This window comes from Neorhizobium sp. DAR64862/K0K3 (assembly GCF_050500185.1).
In the GTDB taxonomy this organism is placed as follows: Bacteria; Pseudomonadota; Alphaproteobacteria; order Rhizobiales; family Rhizobiaceae; genus Neorhizobium; species Neorhizobium soli.
In genome coordinates this window covers 2193422-2209654 of the sequence record NZ_CP191449.1, presented here as the reverse complement: position 1 = coordinate 2209654, position 16233 = coordinate 2193422, and the positions used below count along the sequence as shown (strand labels likewise).

The following is a 16233-nucleotide window of genomic DNA, read 5'->3' as shown; positions in this document are numbered from 1 at the left end:
CAACGCGGCGTGCCGCAGCAGTCACTATTTATATGGATCTGCCGCATCTCTAAGACCATCACCGAGGAAATTGAAGGCAAGTATGACGAATATCACTGGCACGACCGGCAGCAGCAGCCAAGGATAAAGTGCGATAGCGCTGACGCTTCGCGCTTCTGTGAGAAGAACGCCCCAGCTTGTGATCGGCGGGCGAAGACCGAGGCCGAGGAAGCTCAGCGTCGTCTCGCCAAGGATCATGCCCGGAATTGTCAGCGTCGCGCTGGCGATGAGATGCGACATGAAACCAGGGATGAGGTGCCGTCCGATGATGCGCGTGCTGCCGGCGCCCATCAGCTGTGCGGCAAGCACGTAGTCCTCTTCGCGCAACGACAGCAGTTTCGAGCGCACCGCGCGCGCAAGCCCTGTCCAGTCGAGCAGACCGAGGATGAAGGTGATGCCGAGATAGATGACGAGCGGGCTCCAGTCGGCCGGCATCACGGCGGCAAGCGCCAGCCACAGCGGAATGCTGGGGATCGACTGCAGCACCTCGATGATGCGCTGCGTCACCGTGTCGAACCATCCGCCCCAATAGCCGGCGATGCCGCCGATGACGATGCCGAGGATGAAGCTTGTGGCCACGCCAAGAAGGCCGATCGTCAGCGAAATCCGTGCGCCGTAGAGAATGCGCGACAGCATGTCGCGGCCGAGCCGGTCGGTGCCGAGCAGGTGGAACTGGCCGCCTTCAGCCGGGCAAACCAGATGCGTGCTCATCTCCACCACGCCCCAGAACCGGTAGGGATCGCCCTGGCAGAAGAAACGCAGCTTCTGCACATCGGCCGTATCGTCGGAATAGTTCCGCCGCAGCGTCGTCATATCAAGGTCCATCTTCTGGCCATAGACGAACGGACCGACGAAGTTGCCCTCGTGGAACAGATGCACCGATTGCGGCGGCGCGTAGATGAAATCGATATTGCGGGTATGCACCTTGTAGGGCGCCAGGAACTCGACGACCACGATCATCAGATAGGCGATGAGGAGAAGGATGCCGGAGATCAGCGCCAGCCGATGCCGCTTGAAGCGCCACCACATCAGCTGCAGCTGCGATGCCTCGTGAACCTTCAGCGCGCCGCCATCGGCATCGCGCTCGATCTCGTAAGGGTCGAACGCCCCCTCGCGGACGTAATGCGGCAGCTTGCCCGCGTCGCTGCTGTCGATCACCGTCATTTGGTTCTCCCGCCGCGAAGCCTGATGCGCGGGTCGAACATCGCAAGCGCAATGTCTGAAATCAGCACGCCGATAACAGTAAGGAAGCTTAGGAACATCAGGAACGAGCCGGCAAGATACATGTCCTGGCTCTGCAGGGCCCGGATCAGCATCGGCCCGGTCGTCTCGAGCGAAAGTACCACCGCGGTGATTTCAGCCCCTGAAATGATCGAGGGGAGAATCGAGCCGATATCGGAGATGAAGAAGTTGAGCGACATCCGCAGCGGATACTTGGTCAGAACCTTGAACGGATGCAGACCCTTGGCACGCGCCGTCATCACATACTGCTTGTGCAGTTCATCCAGAAGGTTGGCCCGCAGCCGCCGTACCATGCCGGCCGTCCCGGCAGTGCCGATGATCAGCACGGGGATCCATATATGCTCGAGGATCGACTTGAACTTTGCCCAGCTCATCGATTCCGACATGTACTGCGCGTCCATCAGATGGCCGATCGACGTGCCGAAATAGATGTTGGCGAGATACATGAGAACCAGCGCCAGCACGAAATTCGGAACGGCAAGACCGATCAGGCCGAGAAGCGTCAGCCCGTAATCACCCCAGCTATACTGGTGGGTGGCCGAATAGACGCCGATCGGGAAGGCAAGAACCCAGGTGATGATGATGGTCAGGGTAGACACCAGGATCGTCAGCCACACCCGGTCGCCGACCACGTCCGTGACAGGCATGCGATATTCGAACGAATAACCGAAATCGCCCGTCATCATGCCGGCCACCCAGTTGAGGTAGCGGATCGGCTCGGGCTGATCGAAACCGTAACGGGCACGCAGGTCTTCGATCTCCTGAAGATCGGCCTTTTCGCCCATCGCCTTCAGCTGCTCGACATAGCTTTCGAAGTAGTCACCCGGCGGCAGCTCTATGATCGTGAAGATCAACATCGAGATCAGGACCAGCGTCGGGATCATCACGAGGATGCGCCAGATAATGTAGCGGAACATCAGGCAGTTTCCTCGTCATACCAGAATGCATCCGGCAGATAGACGCCGAGATAGGATGTGGGGTCGAAACCGTAGAGCGCCTTCGACGGCACGTTTTGCAGCTTGGACGATTGCACGACGGGCTGTAGCGTGGCGTTGACGATGCCGATCGTAAAGACCTGGTCGGTAAACAGCGCCAGCATCTTGTGCCAGACATCCGTCCGCTGGTCGAAACCCTCGGCCTTGCGCCATTCACTGTAAAGGTCCAGCAGCGCCTTTGCCTCGGGAAGATCAGGCGCCTTGCCATCGCTGCCGCCGGAAAGCGCATGCAGTCCCCAGATCGACCATTGCAGCTGGTCGTCGCTGGTCGGTGCCAGTTCCTTCGGCGCCATGTCGGCAGTTGGTACGCCATTGTCGAGGCCGCCGCCGACCGACATGATCGCATCGCCGCCCTTCACCCGCCGGCGCAGAAGCTCACGCTGGGCCACATGCGGGTAGATCTTGATGCCGACCTGCAGCAACTGGTCGCCGATCAGTTCCAAGGCATCGGTCTCGAACGTGCTCTCGCCGGTAATCTCGATGATGATCTTTGCCAGCCTGCCATCGGGCAGGCGGCGCATGCCCTCACTATCATCCATGGCAAGACCGATCTCGTCGAGCAGCCGGTTCGCCTGATCAGGATCGAACGCCGCCCAGGCGTTCTGGTATTCCGGCTTGAACAGCGGGCTGTCGGGTAGGATCGAATTGGAGCTCTCGGTCGCAAGACCATAGAACACCGCCTTGTTGATTTCGCCGCGATTGATCGCAAGAGACATCGCACGCCGGAAGCGCACGTCGCGGAAGAGGTTGCGCCAGCCCTCGTCCTTGCAGTTGAGGTTGGGAAACAGCGCCATGCGCGATCCTTGCGTCCGCTTCCACAGATCCACCTTCAACGGGTAGCGCTGCTCGGCATTCTTCAGGAACGTGTAATCGGCAAAATCGAGGTTGGTCACCTGCAGGTCGCTCTCGCCGGTGCCGGTCTTGGCGGCGATCAGGTCCGCGGAGGACACGTCCAGCATCACCTTGTCGATATAGGGAAGCTGCAGGCCGTTTTCGTCGACGCGGTAGTAATAGGGGTTGCGCTCGAACACGAAGCGCTCGGCCGGCGGCGCCGTGCGGTTGCGCCAGGCATCCAGTGTCGGCAGGTTCGGGTTTTCCGGCCGCACCACGCGCGACATCTTCTGGTGCAGCGCCGCCCAGTCGTCCACCCGTTCGCGGGCGATATGCTGTGCCAGCAGCTCTTTCGTCTGGTAGCGCATATGGAACTGCTTCATGTAGGCAGCGGGGAACATCAGACGGATCGGCGAAGGCGAGGCCTGGTCGGCGAGGAAATCCGGATTGGGATCGTCCCAGCTGTAGCGCACGGTGCGCGCATCGATCACCTCGAACCGCGGCGGCTTGCCGTTGATCATCAGCCCGGCCGGCGGTCCGCCCTTGGCGAGCTTCTTCTCGTGAAAGACATCATCCCAGACATAGCGGAAATCATCCGCCGTGAACGGGCTTCCGTCCGACCATTTATGGCCTTCGCGTAGGTGGAAGGTGAAGATGCGATCGTTCTCGACCTCGTAGGCTTCCAGAATATCGGCTTCCAGCTTCAGGTCGGAATTATATCCCACCAGCCGGGCGTAACAGTTGATCGGCATGAAGCGGATGTCGCGCTGTCCGCCGATCAGCATCCGCATCGAACCGCCGTAACGTCCGGGTTTGAGCCCGCGCTCTGCAAGGTTGAGGACGCGCGGCGTCTTCGGCAGACGCTCCTCGATGGGCGGCAGCGGCGTCTCGGTCGGGATCTGCGCCAGATAGTCGGACTGGCTAAAGGCCGCAAACACCCGCGCCGGGATTGCGGTTGCACCCGCGACCGAGCCCAACAGGGCCAGCATATGCCGTCTGGAAATCGTCATCCTGCCACAAGCTCCCGCGCATCGACATTGGTGCGGGCAAGAACCAGATGCCCGCCGCCGAGATCCACATGGGTCAGCTCCGCGCTGTCCTTCTCGTCCAGGAACTGCTTGCCCCAGATCTTCATGGCCGATGCTGTCGGCGTGCCGATCGTCTCGAAATCCAGCTTGTGGTCGAGGCTCGGCAGAGGCACGGCGGCCAGCAGCTTCTTCGTATAGGGATGAACAGGTGCCCGCATGATCGTTTCGCAGGGGCCGATCTCCACGATCCGCCCCGCATACATCACGGCCACCCGGTCTGCCATGTAGTTCACGACCGCCAGATTGTGCGAGATGAACAGATAGGTCAGCCCGAGTTCGGACTTCAGGTCCTTCATCAGGTTCAGCACCTGCGCCTGGATCGACACGTCGAGCGCCGAGACCGGTTCGTCGCAGATCACCAGATCCGGCCCGAGAGCAAGCGCCCGGGCGATGCCGATACGCTGGCGCTGGCCACCGGAAAACGAATGCGGATAGCGCATCAGCGCGCTTTCGGGCATGCCCACCGCATGGATCAGCCGGCGCACCGCTTCCTGCCGCTTGGCGAGTGGGCCGCGGTCATGGATGTCGAGCGGTTCGCGAATGATGCTGCGAACCGGCATGCGCGGCGAAAGTGATGAGACCGGATCCTGGAACACCATCTGCAGCCGAGTGCGCAGATCGTCCAGCACTTCGCCTTCGCAGTTAAGCACGTCGACCGGACCGTTTTCGCCGTTATAGACGACACTGCCATGATCGACCGACAGTCCGCGCATCAGGATCTTGCTGAGCGTGGTCTTGCCGCAGCCGCTTTCGCCCACGAGCCCGAGCGTCTCGCCACGGCGGATCTCGAAGCTGACATCGTTGACCGCGACCGTGCGCTCGGGCTTTGCCCCGAAACCGAAGCCTGCACCCTTCTTGGTGACGAAGCTCTTGGTGACGTGGTTGACCGACAGCAGTATCTCGGGGAGGACCTTCTCGCTTTTGCGCCGTCCCATCAGGCCGACCGTATCCACCTTGATTTCCCGCAGCGGCTTCAGGCGTTCCTCGCGTGGCCTGTCGAAATCCGGCACCGCTGCCATCAGCCCCTTCGTGTAGGGATGCTGCGGATTGCGGAAAATGTCCGAGGCGGAGCCAGCCTCCATGACCTCGCCGCGATAGACCACCACCACTTCATCGGCCATCGATGCAACGACACCGAGATCGTGGGTGATCAGGAGCATCGCCATGCCGAGCTTGGCCTGCAACTCCTGCAGCAGCTTGAGGATCTGCGCCTGGATCGTCACATCGAGCGCCGTCGTCGGCTCGTCGGCGATCAGAAGCGCCGGGCGACAGACCAGAGCCATCGCGATCATCGCACGCTGGCGCATGCCGCCGGAAAGCTCGAACGGATACATGTCGAACACGCGGGCAGGATTGTCGAAACCGACGAGAGACAGCGTCTCCTCACTCGCCTCGCGCCGCTCGGCAGGCGACATCGCCGTATGGATTTTCAGGCTTTCCTCGATCTGGTTGCCGACCGTGTGGATCGGCGAGAACGAGGTCATTGGTTCCTGAAAGATCATGCCGATGCGGCTGCCGCGGATCGCGCGGATCTGCCGCCCGTCGCGGGGCAGCGCAATCAAATCGACGGACTGGCCGGTCGCTGGATCGTCGAACACCGCGCGCCCGGAAATCTTGGCGACGTCGGTCTCGATCCCCATGATCGCGCGGCCGAGAGCCGACTTGCCGGAACCGCTTTCGCCCACCAGTGCCGTGACCTGGCCCGGGCGTATCCGCATGCTGAGATTCCGGACCGCCTGGATCGCGCCGCCCCAGACCGGGAACGACACGTTCAATCCTTCGATGCGGAGAACTTCCTTCGGTGGGTTCATCAATGAAGTCCGGCTCCCGGAGATTGGAGCAGAGAGGTGAGATTGATCGATTGCAAAACACGGTAGCGCACGCTCGTGCACCTGTCCATTGCAGCAACCCCGCTGCCGATCGTCCCTATCATGCGCCCCCCTGCATGTCGGTTGACATCTGCGCCAATAAGCCTGACCTCTTGGCGGAGATCGAGAAATTCGAGTGTTAAACGCATATCCCCTAGGAGCGTTGCGTGACAGCGAGGTGAAATTACACGTGACAGCCGAAAAGTCTGACCAGAAAACCTATAAGCGCAAGATCACCGATGCCCGTGCCCTGATAGAGGCTGGAAAACTGGAGGAGGCGCAGGCGGCGCTGACATCACTTTCCGCCGACGAAACGGTGATGACGACAGACGTTCTTGGCGAGCGCACGGCTCTCGGAATGCCGCGCAAGCTTCACTCCGCATGGCTGAAGCTTGCCAAAGCGGAGGGCGACGCAATCGGCCGCGTCGGTCTGCAGCACGGCCTCGTCCCCGATCCCGCCGTGATGGCGCCGTTCATCACCTTCGATGCAGACGAGAAACGGTTGATGGCAGAGCTTGGGCGAAAGCCGGTGCCGCGCATTATCCACCAGATCTGGATCGGCACGCTGCCGCTGCCGCCAGCAGTCACCCGCTGGGAAAGCCATGCAAAGGCGACCGGCTTCGAATACCGCCTGTGGCGCGAGGCGGATCTCGAACAGCTTGGTATCGCAAGCCATCCCGCCTATCTTGCCATGCTTGAAGACGGAGACTATCCGGGCGCCGTCGATGTCGCCCGCTATGCCATTTTGCTGGAGCATGGCGGCATCTATCTCGACTGCGACTGGTATCCGACCCGCGAGGATATCGGTTTTGGCGATCTCCTGCCGCTGATCGGTCTCGGCGCCATCGCCGAGGATGTGGCGCGCGATGTCGGGGCGGGAAGCCTTCTTCTTGCCAATTCCTTCATCGCCACACCGCCCGGCCATCCCGCCTTTGCAAAGATGCTCGAGGTGTTTCCCGACGTGATGGCGGCGCTGCCGCAGGCGCCCGCCTGGTGGTCCACAGGTCCGCTGATCATGACCATGTTGTTTCGGCAGACCAATGTGTTCCTCGCCCCCTTCGGCCTCGTCGCCGCCTCGCTAAAGCGCGGCGCACCGATTGCAGAAGTCGAGAAAGCCTGCGCGGACGCGGTTGCGTCCGGAGAGGGCCTGCTGGTCGCCTGGAAGAGCTGGTAGGCTCGAAGCGATCAGTAACGCGTCGGGTTAGAGCCCCAGCAAGACCCGGGCCGAGCGCCAGCGGCAAGCGGGGTGATCCGCCGTCACGCCGAACAGCAGGTCGAGGAAATGCCAGGCACTGTCGTCATGTACGAGATGATGGCCGAGCACGCCGATCACAGGCGCCCGGTCCGGTGCCTCGATCAGCGCGATCGTTTCCGCGATCAGATCGGCAGCCGGCCTTCCGCCGCGCGTTCCGTGCCAATCCATGATGTCAACATGGCTGTTGAGCATCGCAACCGGCGCCGTCTTTTCCGGCCCGAAGGTCGATAGCGCCGCAAACCCAAGCTCTGGCAGTTTTTCGATCAGTTCCTGTGAGATCCGGTTCCACGGCGGCACCAGCATCGGCACGAACCGGGGGGCGTGCAGCTCTGCCATTTTGTCGAACCCATGCTTCAGCTCGGACACGATATCGGGCAGGGGGCGATGGCTCCCCAGTTCCTGCTTCTTCTCATCGGGACCCGAATAGCTGCGATGCGACCAGCCATGCACAGCGACGTCGAGATGCGGCTGGGTGTCGAGATAGGATGCGAGATCAGCGCCTGTCTTTTCGGGGATGACAGCAAGCGTCGCTGGCACCGAAAACGCATCGGTCATGGTCGCAAGCTTTGCCAGCTGTTCCGTCGGTTCCACAGCGTCATCGTCGCGCAGCCAGAAATCGACCCGCCGTCCGTCGTCTGCAAGCCTGTCGAGCGCCAGCCTCAGGTCGTTTTCGGTCATGCTCATTCCTTTGCGCCAATCGCTGTGATGATCTCGTCAAGCCTGTCGGCCGCAGCCGTGATCGATCGTTGCGACACGACGAAATCCCGCGCCCCTTGGCCAAGCCGCAGCCGTTCCGTCTCGTCATCCAGCAGCCGCTCGATAGCCGCCGCATAGGCCGCCGCATCTCCCGGTGGCGTCAGGATGCCGCCGATCCCGTCGGTCACCACCTCGGGTACACCGGCCCCGTTTTCCGCCACCACAGGCACGCCGGATGCCTGTGCCTCCAGATAGGAAAGCCCATAGGCTTCCGAAACCCCCGGCCATGTCAGGATCGCTGCGGTCAAAAGCAGCGCTGCAACCTCCTCGGCGCTCTGCAAGCCCATCCACTCCACACGCCCGGCAAGCGCCCCCTCAAAGAGAGCCTCCACCTCAGCCCGCATCGGCCCGTCGCCGATCGCCGTGAGGTGCCAGTCGTCACGATGGGCAATCTGCTTCAACGCCTCGGCAAGCGCTGCATAACAGGCAAACTTGTTGCCCGGCCGCATCATGCCGACAGCCACCAGCCGCCCCGGTTCGGGCGATGGCGCGCGGGCCAGATAGGGCGTCGGATCGATAAACGGAAACAGCCGCGAAAGCTTCGCATCCGGCACCACCTCTGCAAGCCCGCGTCCGTCGCGACCGGTGAAACAGATATTGGTCGCCGCCAGTGCGACCGCATCCACTACAATTTCCTGCGCTTCCACCCACTGCCCCAAATTGCGCCGATGCGAATAGGAGGCTTCCGCCGTCACATAGGGAATGTCGAAACGACGGCAGAGGGTAGGGCCGATCAGGTCCGGCGCCTTGTAATAAAGGTGGTAGGTAAACCACAGGTCCGGCAGTCTCTCGCCGAGTGCCAGTCGTCTTTCCCACTCAGTCGAAATCCGCTCGACCTCGTGCGCCGCCTGCGCATCGCGTTCCCCAGTCGACGAGGTCTGCTCGGGCAGAAACGCGCGGAACTCCGAAACCAGATCGACCTTGTGTCCTTTGACCCCAAGGATCTCGATCAATTGCCGTGCCATCAGCCGGTCGCCTGAGGGGACGGTATGGTTCGGCGATTTCAGTGGCGCGTAGAAGGCGATGTCCATGCTGTGGGATAGCATCCGTCACGCCAGCGTGAAAAGCCCGATCTCTTGACAGAGCCAGTCGTTGGGCTCACCTGATGGCTTCCCAGTTTGAATGCCTCCGGAGTGCCATCCTTGAACCAGCAATCGCCACAGGCGACGGATCTTTTGTCCGCCATCGAAGACAAGCGCGCAATGATCGGCGTTATCGGCCTCGGCTATGTCGGCCTGCCGCTCGCCATGACGGTTGCCCGCGCCGGCTTCAAGGTCACCGGTTTCGACATCGATCCATCCAAGATGACCGCGATCGAAGCGGGAAAAAGCTATATCGAGGCCGTGCCCGACGACGTGCTTTCCGCCGAGCGCGATGCCGGCCGGTTCGCAGCCACCACCGATTTCGCACGCCTTGCCGAATGCGACGTGATCGCCATCTGCGTGCCGACGCCGCTTACCCGTCACCGCGAACCGGACCTCTCCTATGTCGCGAAAACCTGCGAACAGATCGCCGGCACCCTGCGCAAGGGCCAGCTCGTCGTTCTCGAATCCACCACCTATCCCGGCACCACCGAAGAGGTGATGAAGCCGATCCTCGAAAAGACCGGGCTGGTTGCGGGCGAGGATTTCTTCCTCGGCTATTCGCCGGAACGCGAAGACCCCGGCAACCGCGATTTCCAGACCTCGACCATCCCGAAGGTCGTTGCCGGCGATGGCGAGGCGGCGTCTGCCATGGTGTCAGCCTTTTACGGCGCCGTCGTCGAAACCATCGTTCCGGTCTCCGGCACCCGCACCGCGGAAGCGGTCAAGCTCACGGAAAACGTCTTCCGCGCCGTCAATATCGCGCTCGTGAACGAGTTGAAGATCGTCTACGAGCGGATGGGCATCGACGTCTGGGAAGTGATTGCCGCCGCCAAGACCAAGCCATTCGGCTACATGCCCTTCTATCCGGGCCCGGGCCTCGGCGGTCACTGCATCCCGATCGACCCGTTCTACCTCACCTGGAAATCACGCGAATACGACCAGCCGACCCGCTTCATCGAACTTGCCGGCGAGATCAACACGGCGATGCCGCGCTATGTCGTCGACCGGTTGGCCGAAGCGCTCGACCGCATGCTCGGCAAGGCGCTTAGCCGTTCGCGGGTTCTCATCCTCGGTCTGGCGTACAAGAAGAACGTGCCGGATATCCGCGAAAGCCCGTCGCTTAGGCTGATGGAACTGCTTCTGGAACGCGGCGCCGACGTGGCCTATCACGATCCTTACGTCTCCGAAGTGCCACGCACCCGGGAATACGGTCACCTGATGGGTCGCAAGTCGGTCCCGCTCGATCAGCTCGCGGATTTCGATGCCGTCGTTATCGCCACGGACCACGACAGTTTCGACTACCAGGCGATTGCCGATGGTGCGCCGCTGGTCGTTGATACCCGCAATGCGATGGCCAATCGCGGCATCACGTCGCAAACCATCGTCAAGGCGTAACCGTGCCCTATCTCAACGCTTGATCGCCGGAAAAGGGAAAGCAATGAGCAGACTGGACAGCTTCATCAACCGGATGACCGCGCAGCGCGACATCCTCAATCACATCAAGAACGATCTCGGCCTGCCGGCATCGGGCGATGTCTACGAGGTCGGCATCGGCAACGGCCGCACCTATAGCCATCTGCGCGAGCTGTTCGCCGACCGCCGCATCCTCGCCTTCGACCGCTCCAACGGCGCCCACCGCACAGAAGCGCCGTCCGAAGACGACGTCGTGCTGGGAGAGATCAAGGATACCGGCCAGGCTTATGTCGGCAAGAACGCTGCCCTCGTGCATGCGGATATCGGCACCGGCTATCCGGATGCGGATGCGAGAACCTTGCAGTGGTTGCCGCAAATGGCGGCTGGCATGCTCGCGTCAGGCGCCTATGCCGTCAGCGGCCTGCCGCTCGACCACCCCGATCTTGAAGAAATGCCGCGGCTGCCCAGTGTGGAAGAGGGTCGCTACTTCTATTATCGCAAGCGATAAACAGGCCGTGAAACGGCCGTGAGGACCAGCGCCACGCCCGTGTTCCGCCACAAAATCAGGTCAGAGAAAACCTGTCGTCAGCATCGCTGACCGAGTGTCCAAGGCGCGCAAATGGCATCGTTTGCGCGCTCAAAGACCAGCGGATGAGCCGAGGGAAAGGCTGTGGATAACCTGTGGATAACGGCCGATGACGGGCAATCAGGCGTGCTGACGGTCCCGGCGCATGTCGTCCATGCGGGCACCACGGATCGTTTCGGCGAGCGTCCGGCTGATTTCCATGCTCATGCGCGGATTGTCGGAGATCACCTTGAAGAAGGCATCCTTGGTAATGCGCAGAACATCGACCTCAGTCACGGCACGTGCTGTCACGGCCTGCGAGCAATTGGAGAGAAGGCACATCTCGCCGATAATGGAATTGCACCCGGCCTCACCGATCTTGGTCTCGGAATTCGCCGAACCGCTGATCATGTCAACCTTTCCGCACAGGATCACGTAGGCAGCATCGCTGCTGTCGCCCTGTGAGAAAATATCCTGCCCCGGTTCGTAGAGGACGCGGTCGGAGGTAAAGGCAAGCAGCTTAAGTTTGCACGGATCGACCCGGCAAAAATAAGGAACTTTCTTCAGCAACTGCACTTCATCGTTGAGCAACATGGTTTCCACCATTTGGTCATCTTGTTGGCGGCTGCGATATTATGCCACCAACGATTTAAAAATACCACTCTTTGTATCCAGAGCCTCAAAAGAGTCGTCTTCGGCCACGGATCCCTTGTCGAATACGATAACACGATGAAACAATCGTGACAGGGCAGTATTCGACAAAACCCACGCCACAGAAGGATTATTGTCCTGCTGAGCGAGGAAGTGAAGCACATTCTTAACAATTTCTTCCTGAGCCCTCCGATCGAGGCCCGGAAGGGGCTTGTTGAAGATGTAATAATTGGAACGCCGCACCAGGGCACGGGCAAGGCTCAGCTTGTGGCGCTGGACCAGTGTCAGTCGCCGGCCGCTGGCGCCCATGTCGTAGTCCAGCCCGATGCCGATAAAGCTCTCATAGAGACCCATTTCGCGCAGCAGCTTGCCCGCCACGTTGCGGATCTTGGTCGGCGCGTCGGCGTTGCGTTGCGACAGCTTGCCGAACAGGATGTTTTCGCGAAGCGTCGCCGAGCCCATGTATTTGTGCGGATCGTAGCGCTCGATCCGGCTGCGCAGCGATGCCGGAAGGTTGGCATAGAAGATGTCGCGCGTGGCAACGATCTGGTTCATGATCTCGGCGGTCAGGACGCCGAAGCGGTAGCGTGGCTCGATATAGTAGAGGCTGAGCTTGACCACCGCGCGCCGGTCGTCCTCGCTGGGCTTGAAGTCCCGGCGGCTGCGCTTGCGCTTCAAAAGCTGCTCGTAGAACGCGATATCGTCGGTGGTGATATGCTCGAGCTGCTGGAACAACGGATGTTCCGGTGGTAGGCCCTGGAAGATTTCCGACAGGTTTTCGGCGATCGAAAGTCCCATGTCGTAGAACAGGTCGAACAGATTGGCCGTCTTCAACACTTCGAAGACGTACTCTCCCTCGGCCAGTTCCATATCCAGTTCCGCCGACTGGCGCGTCGCCGCAAACAGAAGGTTTTCCCGCACCGTCGCTTCGGTGTTGTAGGCGCTGAAATCGAAATAGGAGACGAGATTGCCAAGCCCCTGACTGGCGAGTTCCTCGCGCAGGGCAAACCGCATCTCGACGACACGACCGGTCAGTTCCTCGTGTTCGGCTGGGTCGAGATAGGAATGCAAGGCCAGTTCCATCACGTCGGCTGTCAGCTGCACCGCATCAAGGGCCCTCAAGACCGACTGCTTGACATCGTCTTCGCCGCCTTCCGATACGGAGGTGGATCGACGGTCGATCCAGTCGACGGACGGATCGTGCGTCGTGTTTCCGGCGCGTTCGGCTTCGCTCATTTTCCAGCGCCGCCGCAGCTTCTTGTGTTTGGGCTCGTCTGCGGACTTCTCCTGCACGGCAGGCGCGTGCTTGAGTCCGTAGAGAAGATTGTCCTTGAGCGTGCCGTGGAAAAAGTAGCTGTCGGCCGACGCATAGGAGACCTGACGCCCGGTCACCGCTTCCGGCAGTTCCAGAAGGTCGACCTCGCCCAGCATCACGCGGCCCGATGCCGGCCAGGTAATGCGGCCGAACGCTTCCGCCGTCGCTTCGGCGCCGATGCCGGCATTGTCGATCATCGCCACCAGCTCGCCGGGCTCGATCTTGAGTGTCACGTTTTCGGCGATATGGGCGCCGCTGCCATCGACAATGGTGAGGTTGAGCGCGGCGAGGGGAGACGGCGTATGGTCCGGCACATCGTGGGCGAGCGCATGCAGCGTCGGCGCGATCAGCACGCCCGGCTCGAACTGTTCGCGCACCTGTTCGTATTTTACCTGCACGTCCTGGCGCGCCTGGTCCCAGTCGATCAGTTCCTTGAGCGGGCCCGGCAGGTCCTTGTAGGCGTTGATGACGGCCACCAGCTGGCCGACGTCGAGCGTGCCGCGCAAGGCAAAATAACCGCCGATCGAATAGAAGAGAAACGGCGTCAGCTGCGACAGGAAATTGTTGACGAACTTGACGATGAATTTCCACCGATAGAGGTCGTAGCGGATCTGGAAGATCTGCCCCAGCCGGTCGGAAATATCGGCACGCTCGTAATTGCTGGTGTCGTAGCTGTGGATCGTATCCATGCCCTCGACAATCTCGCCCACCTTGCCCGCCAGATGCCGGGCGGTGATCTGCCGCTGACGGCCAAGATCGATCAGGCGACGGCGCATCTTCGGAATGATGCCGACCTGGATCGCCACCATGAAGGCTGCGATCAGCCCAAGCCACAGGTTCTGCAAGAGAATGAAGGTGAGGGCGGCGATCGCCTGTCCACCCAGCATGGCCGGCTGCACGAAAGCATCACCGGTAAAGCCGCCGAAAGGCTCCACCTCGTCCTTGACCATGCTGGAGACTTCCGCACCGCGGATCTGCCGCATCGTGCTTGGCGGAAACCGCAGAAGACGGTCCACCAGCTCGTAGCGGATACGGCGCAGCAGCCGTTCGCCCAGGCGTCCCTTGTAGGTGTTGATGTAGAACTTGAACAACCCGTTGACGATGACGAGCAGCAGGAACACGCCCGAAAGCGCCATCAGCGTCGCCAGCCGGTTGAGCTCAAAGCCTTCGAAACCGAAGGACCACTGCGTCAAAGGAATGGTGAACTGGAACGCGAGAAAGGGCCGGGTTGCGGCCGCCATCTCGAACCCTTCGCCCTGGATCGGCCCGTTGATGATCTGCTTGGGAAGGTCGAACGCAAGGAAGTACGGAATCATCGAAATCAGAACGATCGCGAGAACCCATAACTGCTGCGGTCGCGTATGATTCCAGATATAACGAAGTAGATGTTTTTCCATCGGCAACGGATCTCAGTTCCCGAGGCTGGATTGCACAGCGCGCCTCCCGGAAGGGTGAAGGGAGGCATGATATAGGTGGATCCGCCGCTTGTGCAAACGTCTCGTGCACGATGCTGCTTGATTAGGCGATTGGTTCGCCGCCAAGTGTGGCAAACCTGCCGGGATGGCTAAGGGCCGGGTTCTGCACCCCGGCCCATCAGTGTTTGAAAATTCCTGTTTTGAATCAACGGTCTTTGTCGCCCGATGTCAGGATTTGGGCAGCTTCCGCGCCGCTCACCCTGCGGATCTCCACGTCGTCGCGGCGGGCGGCAAACGCGTCGGTTGCCATCAGCAGCTCGGCAAGATCGGCCGGCAGCGAGAGAATCACGCGGTCGCCCTGCACTGGCTCGCCACGGCGAATGCCGCCGAGTTCGCTGCGTTTGGCCGTGATCATGCCGCCGGCGACCGTATTCAGCGTATCCGGGTCGATCAGGATGAAGGCACCGGTCGAGCGGTTCTGCTCATAAGTGTCGAACACCGCCTGCTCTTCGAAAGACAGGCGCACCTTGCCGATCGCGTTCATGTCTAGGCCGGACGCATGCGGAGCCCAGCTGCCCGACTGCAGGTCGAGCTGCGAGATCGGCTCCACCGCCACGCGCTGGCGGCGCGAACCGCTTTTCAGCCAGTAGCGCTTGCCCGGCTCGATGCCGCCAGGCTGCAACGCCACCATCTGCGCCTCGAAGCTGACCCCGCTCATTGGCTGGCCATCGAGCGAGGCGATCACGTCGCCGCGCGCCACATCAACCTGTCGGTCGAGCACGAGCGTGATCGCGTCGCCGGCGACGGCAGCGTTCCGCACGAGGTCGAAGGTGACGATCTGTTTGACGTTGGCGATCGTGCCAGACGGCAGGATGACGACGCTGTCGCCCGGCTTGATCGAGCCGCCCGCAACCGTGCCCTGATAGCCGCGAAAGCTTTCGCCGGGGCGCGAGACGCGCTGGACGGGAAGGCGGAAGCCGCCGGTCTGGGTGGAGCGGGTCGTTGCCAGTTCCAGCGCCTCGACCAGCGTCGGGCCTTCATACCACGGCATCGTGGACGTTGCGGGATAGACGACGTTTTCGCCCTTCAGCGCCGACATCGGGATTGCGGTGATCTGGCGAACGCCGAGCGACAGCGCGAATTCGCGGAATTCATGGCTGATACGGTCGAAGATCTCGCGGTCGTAATTCACAAGGTCGAACTTGTTGACCGCTAGAACGAACTGCCGGATGCCCATCAGCGATGCGATCGTCGCATGCCGACGGGTCTGTTCCAGAAGCCCGACGCGGGCGTCCGCGAGCAGGATGGCAAGATCGGCCGTCGAGGCGCCGGTCGCCATGTTGCGGGTGTATTGCTCGTGGCCGGGGGTGTCGGCCACGATGAACGAACGCTTCTCGGTCGAGAAATAGCGATAGGCGACGTCGATCGTGATGCCCTGTTCGCGCTCGGCCTGGAGACCGTCGAGAAGCAGCGCGAAATCCGGCAGGCCGAGATCGTTCTGGCCGCCGCTATCGCGGGCAAGCGTCACCGCCTGGTCTTCCTTGACGGCCTTGGTGTCCCAGAGAAGCCGGCCGATCAGGGTCGACTTGCCGTCATCGACGGAACCGCAGGTGATCAGCCGCAGCGGCCGCACGTCACGGGTGATCTTGGCAGCGGATTCGGCGAAGGGCAGAATGGTGGCCGAAGCGGCGGTGGATGTTGCTGTCACGCTCATC

Annotated in this window: 12 protein-coding genes; 3 read left to right on the top strand and 9 right to left on the bottom strand. The window is 61.4% G+C overall.

Annotated features, from left to right (window positions below):
- Positions 1 to 24: 24 nt before the first annotated feature.
- From ACQY1L_RS10855 to ACQY1L_RS10840, 4 genes are read right to left on the bottom strand one after another with little or no spacing between them, the layout of a single operon-like run.
- Positions 25 to 1203: an ABC transporter permease gene (locus ACQY1L_RS10855; RefSeq protein ID WP_092661534.1), complete on the bottom strand. Its 1179-nt coding sequence runs from the start codon at positions 1201 to 1203 to the stop codon at positions 25 to 27.
- Positions 1200 to 2198, bottom strand: a complete 999-nt coding sequence (locus ACQY1L_RS10850; RefSeq protein ID WP_062453560.1) for an ABC transporter permease — start codon at positions 2196 to 2198, stop codon at positions 1200 to 1202. The genes ACQY1L_RS10855 and ACQY1L_RS10850 overlap by 4 nt, the downstream gene beginning before the upstream one ends.
- A complete protein-coding gene (locus tag ACQY1L_RS10845; RefSeq protein WP_430240873.1) occupies positions 2198 to 4117 on the bottom strand; it encodes an ABC transporter substrate-binding protein in 1920 nt (639 codons plus the stop codon). Before ACQY1L_RS10845 ends, ACQY1L_RS10850 begins: the two co-directional genes overlap by 1 nt.
- Entirely contained in the window at positions 4114 to 6006 is a 1893-nt protein-coding gene (locus ACQY1L_RS10840) for an ABC transporter ATP-binding protein (protein ID WP_430240872.1), read from the bottom strand. Before ACQY1L_RS10840 ends, ACQY1L_RS10845 begins: the two co-directional genes overlap by 4 nt.
- Positions 6007 to 6253: 247 nt before the next feature.
- On the opposite strand from ACQY1L_RS10840, the gene ACQY1L_RS10835 reads away from it, so the two are divergent.
- Positions 6254 to 7237, top strand: a complete 984-nt coding sequence (locus ACQY1L_RS10835; RefSeq protein WP_430240871.1) for a glycosyltransferase family 32 protein — start codon at positions 6254 to 6256, stop codon at positions 7235 to 7237.
- A 27-nt stretch (positions 7238 to 7264) separates the two neighbouring features.
- On the opposite strand, the gene ACQY1L_RS10830 is transcribed toward ACQY1L_RS10835, so the two are convergent.
- Positions 7265 to 7996 (bottom strand): polysaccharide deacetylase family protein, encoded by a 732-nt coding sequence (locus tag ACQY1L_RS10830; RefSeq protein ID WP_430240870.1) that lies wholly within the window; start codon positions 7994 to 7996, stop codon positions 7265 to 7267.
- Between the two features lie 2 nt (positions 7997 to 7998).
- A complete protein-coding gene (locus ACQY1L_RS10825) occupies positions 7999 to 9105 on the bottom strand; it encodes a glycosyltransferase family 4 protein (protein WP_430243910.1) in 1107 nt (368 codons plus the stop codon).
- A gap of 171 nt (positions 9106 to 9276) precedes the next feature.
- Between ACQY1L_RS10825 and ACQY1L_RS10820 the strand changes: the two genes are divergently transcribed.
- Positions 9277 to 10554 (top strand): nucleotide sugar dehydrogenase, encoded by a 1278-nt coding sequence (locus ACQY1L_RS10820; RefSeq protein ID WP_430243908.1) that lies wholly within the window; start codon positions 9277 to 9279, stop codon positions 10552 to 10554.
- A gap of 43 nt (positions 10555 to 10597) precedes the next feature.
- Complete coding sequence (locus ACQY1L_RS10815; protein ID WP_430240869.1) at positions 10598 to 11080, top strand: class I SAM-dependent methyltransferase; 483 nt, start codon at positions 10598 to 10600, stop codon at positions 11078 to 11080.
- A 198-nt stretch (positions 11081 to 11278) separates the two neighbouring features.
- Here ACQY1L_RS10815 and ACQY1L_RS10810 read toward each other — a convergent pair whose 3' ends face one another.
- The 3 genes from ACQY1L_RS10810 to cysN all read right to left on the bottom strand — a co-directional run bounded on the left by ACQY1L_RS10810 (position 11279) and on the right by cysN (position 16232).
- A complete protein-coding gene (locus tag ACQY1L_RS10810; RefSeq protein ID WP_062454806.1) occupies positions 11279 to 11731 on the bottom strand; it encodes a cyclic nucleotide-binding domain-containing protein in 453 nt (150 codons plus the stop codon).
- 39 nt (positions 11732 to 11770) lie between these two features.
- Positions 11771 to 14500, bottom strand: coding sequence for an ABC transporter transmembrane domain-containing protein (locus tag ACQY1L_RS10805; protein WP_062453552.1), 2730 nt, complete (start codon positions 14498 to 14500; stop codon positions 11771 to 11773).
- 223 nt (positions 14501 to 14723) lie between these two features.
- Positions 14724 to 16232 carry a sulfate adenylyltransferase subunit CysN gene (cysN, locus tag ACQY1L_RS10800; protein WP_430240868.1) on the bottom strand — a complete coding sequence of 503 codons (1509 nt, stop codon included), beginning with the start codon at positions 16230 to 16232 and terminating at the stop codon, positions 14724 to 14726.
- Position 16233: the final 1 nt, after the last annotated feature.

Coding starts and splice junctions, on each gene's coding strand:
- ACQY1L_RS10855 (WP_092661534.1), bottom strand. CDS start 1,203: ATGACGGTGATCGACAGCAGCGACGCGGGCAAGCTGCCGCATTACGTC.
- ACQY1L_RS10850 (WP_062453560.1), bottom strand. CDS start 2,198: ATGTTCCGCTACATTATCTGGCGCATCCTCGTGATGATCCCGACGCTG.
- ACQY1L_RS10845 (WP_430240873.1), bottom strand. CDS start 4,117: ATGACGATTTCCAGACGGCATATGCTGGCCCTGTTGGGCTCGGTCGCG.
- ACQY1L_RS10840 (WP_430240872.1), bottom strand. CDS start 6,006: ATGAACCCACCGAAGGAAGTTCTCCGCATCGAAGGATTGAACGTGTCG.
- ACQY1L_RS10830 (WP_430240870.1), bottom strand. CDS start 7,996: ATGACCGAAAACGACCTGAGGCTGGCGCTCGACAGGCTTGCAGACGAC.
- ACQY1L_RS10825 (WP_430243910.1), bottom strand. CDS start 9,105: ATGGACATCGCCTTCTACGCGCCACTGAAATCGCCGAACCATACCGTC.
- ACQY1L_RS10820 (WP_430243908.1), top strand. CDS start 9,277: ATGATCGGCGTTATCGGCCTCGGCTATGTCGGCCTGCCGCTCGCCATG.
- ACQY1L_RS10815 (WP_430240869.1), top strand. CDS start 10,598: ATGAGCAGACTGGACAGCTTCATCAACCGGATGACCGCGCAGCGCGAC.
- ACQY1L_RS10810 (WP_062454806.1), bottom strand. CDS start 11,731: ATGTTGCTCAACGATGAAGTGCAGTTGCTGAAGAAAGTTCCTTATTTT.
- ACQY1L_RS10805 (WP_062453552.1), bottom strand. CDS start 14,500: ATGGAAAAACATCTACTTCGTTATATCTGGAATCATACGCGACCGCAG.
- cysN (WP_430240868.1), bottom strand. CDS start 16,232: ATGAGCGTGACAGCAACATCCACCGCCGCTTCGGCCACCATTCTGCCC.